Here is a 17,596-nt window from a genome sequence, read left to right as displayed (position 1 = left end):
AGTGATAAGATGAACAAAAAATATCATTTTTGTTTGTTTATTGTAGCATTACTTATTTCACTTATAGCAATAGCTTGTACGGAAACTGAAAACACAGTATCCGAAGAAAAAAAGAAGGAGCTAGAAAGTGAAATTGCTGATTTAGAAAGTGAAATAGATGAATTAGAAGAAGAGTTAGAGTATAGATCAAATTATTCTGAATTGAAAAGAGATTTATCTACTGCTGAATTAAGAGTTGACCACTATACAATCTTTTTAGAAAAGGCTTTAGGAAAGTTAAACGAGGAAGAAGTTAAAGAGGTTGCTAAAACAAGGTACCAATACGATCTGACGATCGGAACTCTACATACTTCAAATTGGGAAGAAATACCTTCAGATGGAAGAGTGGAAACCGATTTGAAAGACTTTTCTTTGAAAATTACTGAACGAATGCGAGATTTTCCCTCAGAACTTGATGATTTTATTATTGAAAAATTTATGGAAGGAAGAATAGACAATCCTCCAGAAGGATGGTTAGTAGTTAAAACAAATGACATTGATTATAGACATGGAAAGGGGAGTAGTGTAAGTGGGCACTCCTTTTGGTTAACATTCGAGGAAATTGAAAAAGGAACTACAGTAGAAATGGAAGTAGATTCTGAAATCAAAGAGCGGACAGGTTTAGAAACTGACGTGTTAGAAATTATAGTAGAAGAATAAAATAACTTAACATAAATATACGTTATGTAATGTAAAGAGAATGGCAGTTTAAATTTTAATAAAATTATATTGTAATATTTTTTAATAATTTTGTAGGATGTGTATAATTAGATGGTTTTTAGTACTTATTAGGTTCTTATCTTATAGATATAAAAACAGTTTAGAATAGGAGGTTCTATGTGTTTAATATAAAACTTAAAGGTAAATATACGGATGAAGCACAGTTAATCAAGGGCAAGGAATTACCAGCTGGGTCAAATCAATTTAAAGAAAGTAATACAGTAATGGGTATTTTTATAAAAGGTATGATTATGATGTTACCTTTGATACTTCCAATGGTTATAATTGGCATAATAAAGATAAGAGAAATATCAAACGAATTTGAAGTAAATTTATCTTTAGTGATTACATATGCAGTAATGTTATTATTATCATATTTACTAATTTATGTGCACGAATTTATTCACGCACTTCTTTATCCGAAAAGTGCTGTTAAAGAAATATGGAAATATCCAAGTGAGGGAGCATACTTCGTTTATTGTGATGAAGTAATTAGCAAAACAAGATTCATTATCATTAACTTAGCACCTGCATTTTTTCTTGGTATTATTCCATATGTTATATGGTTGCTAATTTATGATGTACTTCCTTTAAACATATCCATATGCTTCGCAATATTAACTTGGATAACGACACTTATGGGCGGTGGAGATTTCTACAATGTTTGTAATACAATATTGCAAGTACCAAATAGAGCTAAAATATTCAATTATGGGTTTCATTCATATTGGATAAAGTAATATATTGAAGTACTAGGGTTAGCCGTGGTATTACTAGCGAAGGAGAATATGAAATCACGGTTGATACCCTGTTTTAAACAACTCTAAAACAATTTTTGTTAAAGAAGGGATTCTAAATGAATGATATAACAAATAAGTACAAAGCGGTTGTTCGTGATAGACATGGTACGTTAGTAATAATATTTGTAAACCTATTGTTTTATATAGTTTTAAATACAATTCCTAATCTCGGTGATAAATTATTACTGTATCCTGAAATAAATATGGTCATAGAAAGACCTTGGACCTTAATCACTGTATTTTTCTCCCACGAAATTCATATTCACATTCTTGGAAACATGGGGCTATTTTTCTTTTTTGGTTCTAAATTAGAAAAAGTTACTAACTCAAAAGTTGTTATTTTAGTATACTTAATTACTGGATTCATAGGTAGTTTAGCAATTTTACCTGTTGCTTATCTTATAGAGTGGACTGAGACGGTAGTTGGTGCATCAGCAGCCGTTTTTGGGATAGTTTCAGCATTTGCAGTGTTGCGGCCTAGCACTATAATTTTACGCTCAAAGGCTAAATGGTGGGCATTAGCATTGTTTGTTTTTAATGCAATTATAGCAATTATAAACCCTCAAATTTCTGTTGGTGCTGGTGCTCATGCTGTTGGAATTATCGTGGGGCTAATTATTGGCTATTGGCTTAAAAACAAAAAAACTAATCTGAACTAGTAAATATAAAGTTATTTAAATTGCACAAATATGATATATTAAAAGGATATTGGTTAGTAACCTAGAAATTTTTATGGTAAAATCTTTAAACGCGATTAATAATAGTGTTCTATATAGGAGGTATTTTTGTGCAAGGAGATATACTAAACTTATCAGTAGGAGAAAAACTGAATTTAGGTGGATTAGAACAAAATTTAGTGTCTGGTGATGGAGCTGTTTTTGAGTTGATGGGCTTATCTGGAGGTTTTATGCTTATCATATCATTAGATAACCCAACAGATGAAGAAATTGAAAAAGTAAGAGAAAATAACATTAAAATAGGCTTTCTTAATGATGACAACTATCTGTTACCTATGTTTCAAGTTTCTGAGGATTTAACATTTGAAACATTCTTTGATCCCAACGTATACCTAAGCAGAGTGAAAGATCCGTTACAAATCCTTAAAAGATCAAGTATGATTGTAACCATGCTTGTAGATAGTTCTAATACAGAAATTAAAACTATCAGATATTCTAGTTTGCCAACTGAAGCTTATGATGAACTTATAAAAGCCAGTGAAAACGCATTAAATACTCCTAAGTACTCAGAAACCTATAACAAATGGACTAATAAATTACAGAAATTAAGCCTCTCCCAACTTTGGGAACTTACCGAGTATAAAGGGAAAATAAGTTAAAATAATTCCCGAAATTTTTGCCCTTCAAATTTGTCTTGGAGGGCTTTTTATCTTTTTAGATGGTATAGAAATTGTTTTCAGCATAATTCCTTGAATACTGAAGGAAATTATTTACTTTTATAGAAGTAGAAAAATATTTGTAAAAGGGGGAACTCATGAATGAAGTATATTTTATTAAAGCGGAAGAAAAACATATAGTTCGAAATTTATTTAGTGTTGCTTCTATTATAAAAAAGGGTTGATTTATATGATTAAAATTATTTCAGCTACAGAAGAAACCCTTCCAAAAGCAAAAAAATTAATAAAGAGAGTATTTCCAAGCAGAACTTTATTTGAACAATTATCTTTAATTGCAATGACTAATCAGGATAACTGGTTGATCAATAAACTAACAAATTTATTTGGATATAATATAATTGATATTTGGGTGGCTGTTAATGAAAAAGAAGAGGTAGTAGGTACTACAGGTCTTTATAGTTGCAGACAAGATGAAGATGTAGCTTTATGGCTCTTTTGGTATTGTGTTGATCCTGAAGAGAGAGGAAAAAGGATAGGTAAAAAGTTACTTACTTATGCAATTGAACAAGCAAAAAGTAGGGGCGCTAAATATTTACGACTATATACTTCTGATGATCCCAATGAGAGAGCAGCTCAAATAGTATATGAAAAGCATGGTTTAAATGAGATAAAAAGAAAAAATAAATTGTTTTATACAGAAATTATCAGAGAATTGAAATTTTACGGATAACGACAGTTATGAACGTTAGAAGTTTATACAATATCCAAATAAAGTAGAACTGAATTGCTACAATGTAAATTTATTATAGAGTCCGCCACAAAAATCCTATAGTTGTTTTGCTTAAATTATCTGATATATTGATTCAGAAGACAAACTTGTATGGGATGGCAGAGAATAATTATATAACTCTCTTAAAAATTGATTAACTATTATTAATGAATATAGTCAGATTTATTGACACAGTTGATATTTTACGTACATTTGGAGGTAATTATATATAATTGTAGAAGAAAATATGAAATTAATGTAGTACTACCTGTTCGAATTTAAAGGAGGCGAGGATTTTTGACATCACGGAGATTGCTAATTGTTTTTTTATTTACTCTCTTAATTCTAGTTGGCTGTAATAATGAAACGGAAGTAAAAGAGTCGAAGGAAATGGAAGAGCCAACTACAACAGTAAAAGGAATCGAAGATTTTAATTTTATTGTAGAACCTAAATATGAAGATGCCTGGCCTTTTTCTGAAGGGCTAGCTAGGGTTAAATTAGACGGTTTATGGGGATTTGTAGATGAGGATGGGAAAGAAGAGATTGAACCTAAGTATGAACACGCTTCTCGATTTTCAGAGGGATATTCTTCCATCCGATTGGATGGAGAAAGTGGCTATATAGACAAAACAGGTGAATACCTGAAAGAACCCAAATTTGATCGAGCTTTATCTTTTAATGACGGAATAGCACTAGTTGAATTAGATGGCAAGCAAGGGATTATAGACGAAAAAGGGAACTACGTCATAGAGCCTGTTTTTGATAGTCTTAAGCCAACGATAGCGAATAACCTGATTGTAGCTAGTCCTCATGAAAAGGATGGAAATTATTATGGTTATATAAATAAAGAAGGTGAATATATAATAGATCCCAACTATTCCAGAGCTAAGAATTTTTCAAAAGGCCTGGCTGCCGTTGAATGTAAAGATACTGATTTATGGGGTTTCATTGATGAAAAAGGAGAATATGTGATTGAACCAAAATTTAATAACGCTCGTTCTTTTACTGGCCAGGAAGAGCTAGCTGCCGTAAGCATTGAAGACTACATTGAAGTGGAAAGAGAACTTAATGATGACAAAACTGAAGTTAAAGAACATGTTGAACTTTGGGGATTTATTGATAAGTCGGGGGAATACGCCATTGAGCCTCAGTTTAAAACTGCCAATGAATTCAGAGATGGAATGGCTTCTGTAACAAACTTTGAGGGAAAGATTGGATATATCAACCAAAAAGGTGATTATATAATAGAACCTCAATATACAGGAGCAGACATTTTTAAAGATGGTATAAATCGGGTTCAAAAAGACGGCAAGGATGGTTTTATAAATGAGGAAGGAGAGTACATTATCGAACCAAATTATCTCTCAGCCTGGCCTTACGAAGGTGAGGGCTTTGTTAGTGTAGATACTGGTGAACAACAGACAATTTATAATTTAGACGGTGAAATTGAATTTAAAGTAGATCCCGACATTGACTGGTTAGGACATATTTCCAAAGAAACAGCTGTTATTATCATAGATGGAGAGTATGGGTATGTAGAAATAGAAAATAATTAAAACTTTTTCTTAATTAATAAATAGTGTATGGGAAACTGAAGGTATAAATTTATAATAGGAGCATACAACAAAATTGGTACAATTTCTTTCTTCTTTAGTTTTTATGCTCCTCTAAAATACCTTCTATCTAACTCTAAAACCCTTTGTATACAATAATCTGAAAGTAAGTCATCTTGACGTTCAGGAGAAGTTACTTCATAGTGTGGTGAGGTTTTATGTTCTTCATTACTAGCCCCTTTAGCATTAGTTCCCATTTCAAATGGAAATCTAAATACATACCCACTATTAGGTAATTTTTCAATCCAGGGATCATGGCCAATACCGTCCCCACCAGTTGTTTCTCCAATTAAGGACTAAATTATAACAGTTTTTTACTAATTCACTATTTAATGTTTCAAAGAGCAGTACTCTCCAATTTGCCGGTAAATCTTTTGTGGAATAGTAATAAGCTTTTCTTAATCTTTTTACATAATCTCTATCTAATATATGGGTATGACCATTATTAATATCTCTTAATATTTCATCAATTGTATTCAAAAATTCTTGGTCAGTCTCAGTGCCTTTAACCTTATTTAAATAATCTTCTTTATTAGCTAACCAGTCAATTCCATGCATTCTTTTATTTACCTCTAAGTAAGGATAATTGTTTGAGATAATTTCATATAATCCTGAAATATCAATACCAAAAATTATTCTGTGGTAAGGTTAGCTTCAACTTCTGCTAGGGAGGGGAAACTAACTGAATTGAGTTTGCTGGGAAAGAGACTACGTAGGGGAGAACAATTAGGTTCTCCCTTAATTTATTATAATCGATATAAGTCAGCTAAATCGTATCAATAAATATTAATCGTTTGACTACAACTTGTAATATTTTATGGAGCGATTTAATATTTATTAGACTAACGAAAATTCTAATATACACTTGTCCATGATAAAAACTTTGGGGGGGTGGTTCTAATTGAAGATGAACCGTGAACTTGTGATGATACCAGGACCAACTCCGGTCACTGAACCAATTCGAAACGAGATGGAAAGAGAAACAGCGGCTTTTAAAGATCCCAATTTTATTGAAGACTTTCAACAAGTAATATCTGACCTTAAGAATTTATGGGGAAGTAGTGAAGTGTTTGTTGTTGCTGGTTCCGGAACTCTTTCAATGGAAATGGCTATATCTAACACTCTTAAAAAATCTGATCCAGTATTGGTGATATCTCATGGTTTTTTTGGAGATAGAATGGCAGAACTCTGTGAAAGAAAAGGATTGGAAGTAGACGTCCTATCATGTGAATGGGGAAAGGCAGTACCTGTAGAAGAAGTTGAAAAAAAGTTGTCAAATAAAAATTATCGGGCAGTGACAGTTACCCATGTAGACACATCAACTGGTACCAAGGCACCACTTGAAGAGCTTGGAAAATTATTGGATAAGCATCAAGACACACTGTTTATAGTTGATGGTGTATGCTCTACTGCAGGAGAACCTGAATTTATTAATGAAATGGGGATTGACATCCTGCTCACTGCTTCACAAAAAGCCTTTGGAGTACCGCCAGGTCTTGCTATAGTTTGGGCAAGTGATAAAGCTTTAAAAAGAAGAGAAAAAATCGGGGAAATCTCTGAATACTATGCTGACTTTAATAAATGGCTGCCAATAATGAATGATCCCAGTAAATATTTTGGCACTCCACCCGTTAATCTAATTTGGGCTTTAAAAAAATCTTTAGAATTTATTAAAACAGAAGGACTGAAAGAACGGTTTAAGCGCCATCAAGTTAGAGGTAAAGCAATTCAGAAAGCTTTGGAAGGTATAGGTTTAAATATATTGGCAGAAGAAGGTGCCCGTGCATCTACAATCTCTAACGCACTCTATCCAGAAGGAATTGATGATACATTCCGGAAAGTTCTTAAAGAAGAGGGAGTTGTAGTAGCAGGTGGACTTGGGCCTTATGCTGACAAACTATTTAGGTTAGGGCATATGGGCAATATAGATATTAACGAATTGGTTACAGTGATATCATCTATAGAGAGAACTTTATTCAGATTAGATTATCCAGTTGAATTTGGTAAAGGAGTTAATATTTTTCTAGATAATATTATGAGAAATTAATATTATTCAATATTAATAATCAAATATTCAAAGCACAAGAAAACCAGCTGGAAATGCATCAGCTGGTTTTCTATGTTCAAACCGATTTAGCTCCTTCACATACTAAAACAATCAGGTTCGTAATTAGCTATCAATAGTTTTATTGCCAATTAGAATTTGATATGCCTGCTTAAATAGTACTATAGCTAAGATAAATAACACAGCAGAAATAAATACAAGGAGTAGATTTCCAGGGAAGTTTGTATAGATCATAACTAGGAGCGCACAGAGAGTTACTAATGCCATAAAGATCATAGGATAGATGAACATATTGTTATTTTTACCTAGTCTAACCATCCAAGTTGCCATAGCTAGAAATGCCAATGAAGCTAACAATTGGTTAGCAGATCCAAAGATTGGCCAAATCGCTTCCCAGCCATAAAAAGCTAAGGTTCCAGCTACAATAACACTGATAATAGTGGTTACATATCTGTTAGTAAGTGGATTACCGGATTTTTCCGCTTCGGGTACTGGAGTATCACCAGCGAAATATTCTTGAAAAATAAATCTTGATAATCTAGTTGCAGTATCTAGACTTGTGAGTGCAAAAGCAGATATAGCCAAAGCACCGAATGTTTGTGCTAACGTAAAATCTACACCAAGTTGTGAAATAAAAGTACCAATACCATGGGAGAATACATAGATAGGTCCTTCAGCCATAAACTCATCTAATACATCCGAGGCTAAATAGGCAGCGGTAATCAGCGCAATTAATGCTAAAACACCTTCAAGTAACATACTTCCATAACCGACTAGTTTTGTATCTTTTTCATTATCAAGCTGTTTCGAAGTTGTACCTGAACCAACTAGAGAGTGGAAACCAGAAATAGCTCCACAAGCTACTGTAACGAATAATATGGGGAATAACAATTCGCCATCAACATTAAAACTAGTTACAGCGGGCAATTGAATGTCAGGGCGATAGAAAATTAACCCTATAAAAGCTCCGATTATCATTATATATAATAAAAAGGAATTTAAGTAGTCACGTGGTTGAAGTAATATCCACACCGGAGTTATGGAGGCTATAAAAATATATACGAGTAAAATAATCATCCAGGTTGAATGAGGAATTACTAGGGGAGCTTGAGTACCAATCCATATACAGACGAAAAGTAAAATGACACCTATGACTGAAGCTGCAGGTAGTGGAATTCCTCCTTTATTAACGGTAAATCCAAAGACTATTGCCAGTATTATGAATAGTACAGAAGCGGTCGCAGCTTCTGGAGTTGCTACAAAGGTATCGGCAACTATGTTGGCAAAAGCAGCAACTATTAAAATTAAAGTAAGCCAAGCAAAAACTGAAAATAGCTTTTTCCCGCTTTCACCGATATTACTTTTAATAACATCTCCAATTGACCGTCCATCATGTCGTGCTGACGCTAATAAAGAGCCAAAATCTTGCACTCCACCTATGAATATGCTTCCTAGTATGATCCATAAAGCAACAGGGGCCCATCCCCACATGCTAGCTGTAATAGGACCAACTATAGGAGCAGCTCCAGCGATAGAAGAGAAATGGTGTCCAAGAAGTACTGGCGACTTGGCAGGGACATAGTCAAGATCGTCTTTTAAGGCATGTGCAGGAGTAGTTCTGCTAGGATCAACTCCCCACTGTTTTGCCAACCAAGCACCATAAGTAGCAAAAGCAATTACAAAACAAATGATACCAATTAGAAGAACACCTAAACTCAATTAACTCCCTCCCTTTACTAATTGAAACATCCTCTTAATCTACAAACTTACCTGGAATCCACCTTATTCATAAGATCATCGGGAATGTTATAGAGTTTAACCACCTCCTTATCTTTTGGATTATGTACCAATTTTTGTTGGTAGAGGTCAACTAATACTAATCTAACTTCACACCAACCTTTTAAATAGAACATAAACGGTTTTTGATAACGAAAAGTCATCACAAAGTTTTCTCCTTCTTCACTTGCACCGTATTCAGCAATAATCACACCGGTAATAATAGTTTTCATGTGATCTGGATGTGGTTCAACTAAATAATCGATGCTATCTATAACTTTATCAGCTACATCTTTTAACCGCTCCAAGTTAACAGGATTATTAAATAAATTAACAAGACAATGTTCATTTCGCTCAACCGTGTATACTTTAGCTTTTTTTGTGAGCATATATTTTACACCTTTAATATTACATGATGTTAATAAGTCAAAATAATTGTCGCCCACTTTATAATTTTCGTATATATCAAATAAACGGGAGTATCTATCTTTTAATATTTTTAAATATTTACTGGATTTCACTTCAGCCGCTCCTTTCATTAAGAATTTGAGAGGGACAAGTTATTAAGGGAGAACCTTCAATAACATTTCTACTACTATAATATTTTTAAGTTTGTACAATATTACATTTAGAACAATCGTAGATATAATGAACAGGAGCTAATTAACTATCAATTACTTGGGTAAAATAAACATAATTTAAATAACTTTATAAATAGTAGTTGAAGGAGGAACAATATGAAAGAACAAGCTATCATCGAAAAAGTAAGAATCATTGAAGTCAATATGCCTTTTACAAATCATATTCAGGTGGGAGAAAGCTCTAATAAACTTCGAAAATCATTAATCATTGAGTTACACTCAGAAGGTATTATTGGCTATGGAGAGTCTGCGCCTTACGGCGAACCATTCTATTCAGGAGAGACCATTTCTACAGTAAAGCCTATCCTCAAAGAAAACATTTTACCTAAAATAGTAGGAAAAGAAATCAGTTCAATTGAACAATTAAATCAATTAATCAACACCCAGATAAAAGGTAATAACTTTGCCAAGGCCGGGGTAGAAACGGCCTATTGGGATTTAATAGCTAAGAAAAGAAATATACCATTAAAACAACTCATTCACGAAAAATTAATGGAAATCGGGGTGAATGACCCTTCTTTAAATAATACCAATTATATTTTAAGTGGTGCTGCAATGGGTATTCCCCCGGGAGAAAAAGAAGACAATTTAGTAGAACAAGTAAAAAGTGCTTTGGAAGAAGGTTATCAAAAAATTAAAATAAAAGTGTCTCCAGGATTTGATATCAATGCCATAGAAAAAGTTTTGAAAGTTATACCTGATGATATAAATTTTTGGATGGATGCTAGCGCTTCATATAACATAAAAAATCATTTACCGATATTAAAACAAATTGACTCTTACAATATTGATTTTTTAGAACAGCCTTTAGCACATGACGATATTTTAGAGCATAGCCAGTTAAGCCAAGAAGTGACTACTCCCATCTGTTTAGATGAATCTTTATATTCTGCAAAGATAGCGGAAAATTCTCTTGGTCTCGGTTTTAACCAAATTTGGAACATTAAAATCCAACGCATCGGTGGGCTATTAGAGGCGCTTAAGATTTATAAGTTAGCATCTGAAAATAACGTCAGTGTGTGGGGCGGTACTATGCCTGAAACTGGTATTGGAGCTATTTTTATGTTAGCTCTTGGAACTTATTCAAACTTTACTTATCCTTCAGATGTTGCAGATAGCACGAAATGGTATGGTAATAATAACGATCTAAAGGATTTAAAAATGACCGGGGAGGGGAAAATCTTCTACTCCGATGAGATAGGAATTGGTGAAATCAATCATTATAATTATAGAAAATATGGACATTTAGTTCATGAAGTAAATGGGTATTAAGCCTTAATTTTTAATAACTCCCAAAAAACTGCCCTTCACACTTAGCCGTGAAGGGCTTCTTATTTTCTTTAGAGGGATATAGCTCTTTTTAGAAAGAAAATGTTGATGAAGATAAGGCGTGAATTTTACAAAATTATACAGAGTAAAATTATAATAATAGGAAAATGGTGGTAAACATCGAAATGAATAGATAATATTTTTTTTTAAACTTTTAGGAGGAATAAAGTGAAGCTTTTTTCAGATGGTCTTGTACCTAATGGCTTAGCTCAAGAGATATTTAAAGATTAAATTGTAGTAGAGGAGAAAGTATGAATAGTGCTTAAAAGATATAAAATGTGTAGTACTCAATTAGTGGCTTTTATCAGTGATAAGGAGGGATGTATAGTGTTGAAAAAAATTTCATACTTAACTTTATTAATAATTTTACTTTTTTCTTTGGCGGCCTGCAACGAAACTCGCGATACCTCTTATGAAGATAGTCAGATCTCTACAAAAGAAAGCAAAGAAAAAGCATCCAACAGTGATAGTGATATACCGGCTAATGATTTAACTGAGATGCGAGGTTCTGATCTACGTGTAAGGCGGGTAAATTTAGATAGTCTCAGCCTAGATGGAGAACATTATGAGTTTCCAGAAGAAGCGTTAGAGATGTTAGATTCTACTCATATAAATATATCATATCCGTTAGTATTTGACGGTTACAAGGTTTATAATCTAGAGAAAGAGAAGTTATTGTTTACGGTTGAAGATATTATTTCTAATTTAGAAAAAGACTGGGGGGAAACCATAGCTGTAAATGATGTACCCTCCTTCGGAGAGAAGGAATTTGAACCTGATTTTTTTCAATATATCGATAATGCTAGTTTGTCTCCTTCAAGTAAAAAAGTAGCTTTTTCAATTCATAATTATTTAGCTGCAACTTATACGTCTATAATTGGAATTTTTAATATAGAGAATAATGAAATAAATTTTGTCGAAGGTCCTTCCAAAGGACAAGTGAATGAAATTAGTTGGTCGCCCGATGAAAAGCATTTTGCTTATACAATTTCCTCAATTATGGAAGGTGATGAATCAGATAAAATAAATTTATATGTAATTAATTCTAAAGACTTTAATAAAACAGCATCGGCAAAACCTTTAGAGTTATTTGAAGAAGAAATAGCTAAAGAAAGGGCTCAAGAAGAATTATACAGAAGAATCAAGTTATCTGAATGGCTTGACGATAGAAAAGTGGCTGTTCAACTAAAATATGTAGATAAAAATGACAATGTAAAAGAGAAATTCATTGAGAGTATAAAATATTGAAGGAGATTTTTAAATTAGAAAGATGGAGTTTTAAACATGGTTGATGCATTATCATCTGATTTATGTACTTTAACGCGATAGCTAAGACTCTACCGCCTATTAAATAATATTTTTATAAGAAAGGAGTTTTTAGAAATACTACAGATGTTAATAAAATTGATCAATATATAGATTTTCGTAATTATATTGAATCCTCAAATGAAAATATAAAAACAGATAATAAAAAATCCCAAAAACTAGAAGAAAACATTGATGTACACTTCAAGGTATCCTACCCCCAAGATGGTTATATTAAATATCCTTTAAATGTTTGGTTTAAAGAAGAAACTTTTGTTTCTACAAGTTCGAGTAACGATATTGAGGATTTAACAAAATTACCTAAGGATAAAGAGAAAAAATTGATAAACTTAATAAATAGTGCATGGGAAGAAAAAAGAAATAATTTATGATTGTTTTAATGAATAGTATCTGAGTTTATTTGACGCAGTTGATATTTTATATGTAGTAATTTTATTAAAGAATGTGAGGTGGTAGTTTGTCACTAAGGAAATTAGCTTATTTAGCAATAGCAGCAAGTTTAACAATTTTAATCTCTTTTACGATAGGTTGTACTCCAGAGGAGTATGAAGTGGATGTACAAGATGAAAACTTAAAAGCAGCAATTAAGGAAGAACTAGGTGTAGAGCAAATAACTGAAGAAAATATTGAAGATTTAACAACTTTGACTGTAAGTGGTGAAGATATAAATATCAAAGGAATTGAATATGCAATCAATTTACAAGAACTTAGCCTTCAAGGAACCAAAATAGAAGATGTGAATACACTCGCAGAAGTGGATAATTTAGAAGAGCTCAATCTCAACTATACGGAAATAACAGATGAAGGAATAGAACAGTTAGCAGAAGCTGATAATTTAAAACAGATTAGTCTTACCCATACGGATGTAACAGATGAAGGAACAAAACTCCTAGCGGAATCTGAAAGTTTAGAAAGGCTTATTCTTAGCGGAACCGAAGTAACAGATGACGGGTTAGAACACTTAATAGAAGCAGATAACTTAAAAAAGCTTGATCTTCACGGAACCGATGTAACAGATGATGGAGCAGAACACCTTGCGGAAACTGATAATTTAGAAAAACTTAGTCTTGTAGACACTGAAGTAACAGATGAGGGAATAGAACAGCTAGTAAAAGTAGATAATTTAGAAGTGCTTATTCTTGGATGGACTGAAGTAACAGATAATGGAGTAGAATACCTGGCAGAAGCAGACAATTTAGAAATGCTTCATCTTGATGGAACGGAAATAACAAATGAAGGAGTAAAATATCTAGCAGAAGCAGATAATCTAGAAGAGCTTGACCTTAAACAAACCAAAGTCACAGATGTAAACGCATTAGCTGAAACTGATAGTTTGGAAGAGCTTGATCTTTGGGATACCGATGTAACAGATGAAGGAGTAAAAGAACTGGCAGAAGCTGATAGTTTAAAAGTGGTTAATCTTGATGAAACAGAAGTAACAAATGAAGGAGTAGAACACCTAGAAGATGAAGATATTTATATAAGATATTAGTAGAACAGTATAACTAAAGAATGATGAACATCATCTGATTTATGTGCCTTTAAAAAATTTGTTACCGCTAATGTTAAGTCTTAATAAATCGGAGGTGACACCTTTGCTAATCAGAAGAACCACAATCACGCTCAGTGGGTGTTTGCTAGTTGTTCTACTTGTTTTTACAGCTTATGGGCCGCTAGACAATGAAACCTTTATGACAACATCAGCTGATCACTCTACCGAGAAACGCGAGATCTCCAAACTTATCGAGGAAAAGGAAATTACAAATCTTAAACTCGAAAAACAAGAAATCACTTCAGAGGAAAATACTTTCCAGATTCAGTCTTATTATCCTATCGAAGAACAGTCAGATGAACAGGAACGAAAATGGACAGTTCACAAACTGCACAGTGAATTTTATTATGAGATTAACCAAGATAAAAACGATAATGTGACAGTATCAGGGCATCATATCAGGGGACCTGAATATGAAAATAAAGTCAGGGGACGTGAATACGAAAAAGAAGCAGATCTCACGGAAGAATTTAGGGAATTAAACATAGACTTGGATGATGATGAACTAACTTTTTCTAATACCAATATTGCTAGAAGGTCTGAAACTAGCATATTTGAATTCAAGGTATCTGACGGAGAAAATCACGGATATTTGTCAGTTACCTGGGAGGATGGTGAACATACGGAAACCCTGTCTTTACATGATCACGATATTGTCGATACAGGAACTCAAATTTACAGGGTAGAATTGAAAAAATTCTCAGAACAACAAGAAGAACAAATAAAAGATGTCCCGGTGGACATTTATCTTTACGAACATGACAACAGTTACTATCTAGTTGAAAGCTTCAGAAACATTAAACAAGACCAGATAGAGCACGATCCCGTTCAAATCTATTCACTTCCTGATGACATTATAGAGATTACCGGGATTTATCCATATGATTCTTGGTATAGTGATAGGAAAATTGCATTGATTGGTAAAAATGACAACCAGCAATATCATCATTATAGTTTTCACTTGGATAAGCAGCAGTTAAAACAAGGTATGGAAGTTGATCTGTGGCGAAATGAAGACAAGTATCAGTGGAAATCCCATAGTAGATTAGGATATAATCACCTTGTTGATAAAACTGCAGACAACTTATTAATAGTCGCTAATGATGGCCTGGAAAGTGGTTACCATGATAATTTATTCCTCTATTCCTTAGACAGAGAAACAGGAGGTATCAACTGGAAATACGACGCTGATTTATTCCCCGTAGAATACTATCTATCCGGAGACGAACAGGATGTATTCATTAATCAAACAAATGCCTTACTTACTAATAAAGACCCGGTAATCACCAGCAAAGATATGTCTACTGGGGATATAAATTGGCAAAAGGAGTTGAGTCGGGAACACGAAAATGAACCTAGAATTTCAGCACATATTGTCAAAGCTGAAGAAATGTTAATTATCTATCAACATGAAAACAGTAACGATACTTTCAATCCCGAACATACTTTATTGGGGATAGAACCAAAATCTGGAGAAACAATTTGGGAACAAGAACTGGAACCGGGTACTTATGAATTAACTGAGATACCCTATCATGAAAATGTTATTCTTCTTAAGGGAGAAGATGAGGCATCCAGAGAAAAACACGAAATTATAGCTTTGAATAGTAAAACTGGAGAACAAGAATGGTCTAAAAACAAACAAAACGTAGAACACAGCAGCAATCCTGGTTTGGATATCATGAATGAGTGCAAACTTTATCCGGAACACAGGGAAAGCATCAAGTGGTTTTTTTCAAAGGATGATTTAACCCAAGAAGAGGATTTATACAAAATAGACCTTAATACAGGTGAAACTTTGGATTCTTTTCCTGTAGAAGGCAATAAAATATTCTGGCTAACCAATGACCTAATTGCCCAGGAAGATCATCTATATTCCATAAAAGAAGATAAGATCCTTTGGGAAAATAATCATCGATTAAAAGCCGCCTCTAAGGGAAATGAGAATGAAATATTTTTAGTAACTGAAGAGGAAATTATTTCTTATTGCCTGAAAAAAGATGACCAGAATTGGTCTCAAGAGTTTGCCATTAGTGGTGGTACAGATGGAGTCAGACCTTTCAATGTAAGCAAAAAGCCTTTCGTAAGGGATGATGAGTTAATTGTACCAGGTAGGGACAAAATCTTTGTCCTTAAAAGAGAAACAGGAGAGATTAAGCATTATGTGGGCAACATTTCCCTATATGAAACATTAGATAACTCACCTTATCATTTCCATTATTATTATATGGTTCAGCCCCTGGGTGACAGTATTTATATCGGTTCTCGATTCGGGGATATGATGAAAATAGATTAAATCATAAACTCTATTAGATGATAAGTTTATGATTAAATCAGATGGTAAATTGTCCAACCGATATTAATTGGATACTTTAAAATTTATTCTATTTAAAATCAAAGCCAGCGCAACACCCCAAGCACCTGCACTAATAATGTGAGTCATTGCAGTTTTTATCGGAACTTCTTCAAGCTTAGGAATCCCTAGAATGTTAGGCATAGTAAATAAAACTAACCATACTACTATACCATATAGAAACCCTTTTAAAACAATACGCTTACTTAAAATATGGGGTAGTAAAAAAGTGAAAAATATTCCAAGTACTCCTAAGAATAGAAACTGTACAAGTATGAAAAATAGAGTTTCCCAAATACCTTCAGGCGTTCTTCCAATAATATATACTGACATAAAATCTGACCAAATTAGAGTTGTCAATCCTATTAAAAGACTGCCTAAATTTATAATAATTGGAAAAATACCAGCTAATATACCAGATATAAAACCAGAGTAAAACCTATCCGGCATTGTCTCTACCCCCTAGAAATAATATCTTTTTTAGTATGAACTGATATTATTTCAAATATGAACCAATATACTGGTATTTTATTAAGTTTAAATGAAAGGTGGCAATTATATGGAAAGTCATGAACTAAACTTCCCATGGTGTTGTTTATTTTGATATGTGCTTTAGTAATTATTTTATATATAAATCCTTATCTATTTTATACTATAACTTTTGAAGGTCCTACCGAAGCCAGTGATTATTACTTAGATTCAATAGCAAAAAGTAATTCACTTAGAGATAAACAGGCTTTTAAGTCGGGAGATAATACACATGTTAATTTTATAAAAGATTTAAATGAAGATGATAATGAATATTCTATTTACCCAAAGAGAAGAACTGTTGATGTAAATGTAGAGAACCAGTCGGCAAAAGTCAAACAATATTTTATGATTAAGGGTGTTCCTAAAGAAAATAATGAAAATATCTCTGCCTATATAAATAAATATTTTCATTTAATTGAAGTACAAGAAAATTCCTGGAAGATTGATGAAGTAGAGTTACAAGACTTTGAAGGTAGTGATTATATAAAAGAAATTCTTTACAAAAAAAGATAATATTGTCATGACTAGTTTTATAATTGTTTTTAGAATAACTTTTTCTATTTGGGTTACAGCCTTTTCTTGCAGAAGATGTTGATAAAGATAAGGGGAGTGATTTTCGAAATTTTTTCAGTTTTAATTTAATATCATAGGAAAATAGTGGTAAATATCGAAAAGAATAGATAATATATTTTTTGAACTATTAGGAGGAATAAAGTAAGCCTAAATT

General features: G+C 32.9%; 17 protein-coding genes. 12 read left to right on the top strand and 5 right to left on the bottom strand.

The features are described from left to right. Positions 1-9 precede the first annotated feature (9 nt). From NTHER_RS07850 to NTHER_RS07825, 6 genes are all read left to right on the top strand, one after another. Positions 10-699 carry a hypothetical protein gene (locus NTHER_RS07850; protein WP_012448001.1) on the top strand — a complete coding sequence of 230 codons (690 nt, stop codon included), beginning with the start codon at positions 10-12 and terminating at the stop codon, positions 697-699. A 179-nt stretch (positions 700-878) separates the two neighbouring features. After that, positions 879-1,499: a DUF3267 domain-containing protein gene (locus NTHER_RS07845; protein WP_012448000.1), complete on the top strand. Its 621-nt coding sequence runs from the start codon at positions 879-881 to the stop codon at positions 1,497-1,499. 116 nt (positions 1,500-1,615) lie between these two features. Then, a complete protein-coding gene (locus NTHER_RS07840) occupies positions 1,616-2,218 on the top strand; it encodes a rhomboid family intramembrane serine protease (protein ID WP_012447999.1) in 603 nt (200 codons plus the stop codon). A gap of 128 nt (positions 2,219-2,346) precedes the next feature. Beyond that, positions 2,347-2,895: a hypothetical protein gene (locus NTHER_RS07835; protein ID WP_012447998.1), complete on the top strand. Its 549-nt coding sequence runs from the start codon at positions 2,347-2,349 to the stop codon at positions 2,893-2,895. 247 nt (positions 2,896-3,142) lie between these two features. Continuing rightward, positions 3,143-3,643, top strand: a complete 501-nt coding sequence (locus NTHER_RS07830; protein WP_012447997.1) for a GNAT family N-acetyltransferase — start codon at positions 3,143-3,145, stop codon at positions 3,641-3,643. Between the two features lie 336 nt (positions 3,644-3,979). Beyond that, positions 3,980-5,239, top strand: coding sequence for a WG repeat-containing protein (locus tag NTHER_RS07825; RefSeq protein ID WP_012447996.1), 1,260 nt, complete (start codon positions 3,980-3,982; stop codon positions 5,237-5,239). A gap of 101 nt (positions 5,240-5,340) precedes the next feature. Here the strand turns inward: NTHER_RS07825 and NTHER_RS15915 are convergent, their stop codons facing one another. Next, a complete protein-coding gene (locus NTHER_RS15915) occupies positions 5,341-5,493 on the bottom strand; it encodes a hypothetical protein (protein ID WP_158438229.1) in 153 nt (50 codons plus the stop codon). Positions 5,494-5,548: 55 nt separating this feature from the next. Next, positions 5,549-5,854, bottom strand: a complete 306-nt coding sequence (locus tag NTHER_RS07820) for a S41 family peptidase (RefSeq protein ID WP_041367003.1) — start codon at positions 5,852-5,854, stop codon at positions 5,549-5,551. Between the two features lie 349 nt (positions 5,855-6,203). On the opposite strand from NTHER_RS07820, the gene NTHER_RS07815 reads away from it, so the two are divergent. Then, on the top strand, positions 6,204-7,343 hold the full coding sequence (locus tag NTHER_RS07815; protein ID WP_041367597.1) for a pyridoxal-phosphate-dependent aminotransferase family protein: 1,140 nt from the start codon (positions 6,204-6,206) through the stop codon (positions 7,341-7,343). A 123-nt stretch (positions 7,344-7,466) separates the two neighbouring features. Here NTHER_RS07815 and NTHER_RS07810 read toward each other — a convergent pair whose 3' ends face one another. Together NTHER_RS07810 and NTHER_RS07805 are read right to left on the bottom strand one after the other, a co-directional pair. Then, positions 7,467-9,080 (bottom strand): carbon starvation CstA family protein, encoded by a 1,614-nt coding sequence (locus NTHER_RS07810; RefSeq protein ID WP_012447994.1) that lies wholly within the window; start codon positions 9,078-9,080, stop codon positions 7,467-7,469. Between the two features lie 47 nt (positions 9,081-9,127). Next, positions 9,128-9,658 carry a DUF8052 family protein gene (locus NTHER_RS07805; RefSeq protein WP_012447993.1) on the bottom strand — a complete coding sequence of 177 codons (531 nt, stop codon included), beginning with the start codon at positions 9,656-9,658 and terminating at the stop codon, positions 9,128-9,130. Between the two features lie 216 nt (positions 9,659-9,874). Here NTHER_RS07805 and menC point away from each other — a divergent pair, with 216 nt between their 5' ends. The 4 genes from menC (at position 9,875) to NTHER_RS07785 (ending at position 16,281) form a co-directional block, all read left to right on the top strand. Continuing rightward, on the top strand, positions 9,875-11,050 hold the full coding sequence (menC, locus tag NTHER_RS07800; RefSeq protein WP_012447992.1) for an o-succinylbenzoate synthase: 1,176 nt from the start codon (positions 9,875-9,877) through the stop codon (positions 11,048-11,050). Between the two features lie 384 nt (positions 11,051-11,434). Further along, on the top strand, positions 11,435-12,355 hold the full coding sequence (locus NTHER_RS07795; RefSeq protein WP_041367001.1) for a hypothetical protein: 921 nt from the start codon (positions 11,435-11,437) through the stop codon (positions 12,353-12,355). A gap of 535 nt (positions 12,356-12,890) precedes the next feature. Continuing rightward, a complete protein-coding gene (locus NTHER_RS07790; protein ID WP_012447990.1) occupies positions 12,891-13,925 on the top strand; it encodes a leucine-rich repeat domain-containing protein in 1,035 nt (344 codons plus the stop codon). Between the two features lie 103 nt (positions 13,926-14,028). After that, positions 14,029-16,281 carry a PQQ-binding-like beta-propeller repeat protein gene (locus NTHER_RS07785; RefSeq protein ID WP_012447989.1) on the top strand — a complete coding sequence of 751 codons (2,253 nt, stop codon included), beginning with the start codon at positions 14,029-14,031 and terminating at the stop codon, positions 16,279-16,281. Positions 16,282-16,344: 63 nt separating this feature from the next. On the opposite strand, the gene NTHER_RS07780 is transcribed toward NTHER_RS07785, so the two are convergent. Continuing rightward, the gene (locus NTHER_RS07780; RefSeq protein WP_012447988.1) at positions 16,345-16,788 is read right to left on the bottom strand and encodes a hypothetical protein; all 444 of its coding nucleotides are present in this window, start codon (positions 16,786-16,788) and stop codon (positions 16,345-16,347) included. A 135-nt stretch (positions 16,789-16,923) separates the two neighbouring features. Here NTHER_RS07780 and NTHER_RS07775 point away from each other — a divergent pair, with 135 nt between their 5' ends. After that, entirely contained in the window at positions 16,924-17,382 is a 459-nt protein-coding gene (locus NTHER_RS07775) for a hypothetical protein (protein ID WP_012447987.1), read from the top strand. Positions 17,383-17,596 lie beyond the last annotated feature (214 nt).

Source organism: Natranaerobius thermophilus JW/NM-WN-LF, assembly GCF_000020005.1.
GTDB classification, from domain to species: domain Bacteria; phylum Bacillota; class Natranaerobiia; order Natranaerobiales; family Natranaerobiaceae; genus Natranaerobius; species Natranaerobius thermophilus.
The sequence above is the reverse complement of the archived record's forward strand: the minus strand, read 5'-3'. Positions and strand labels throughout refer to the sequence as shown.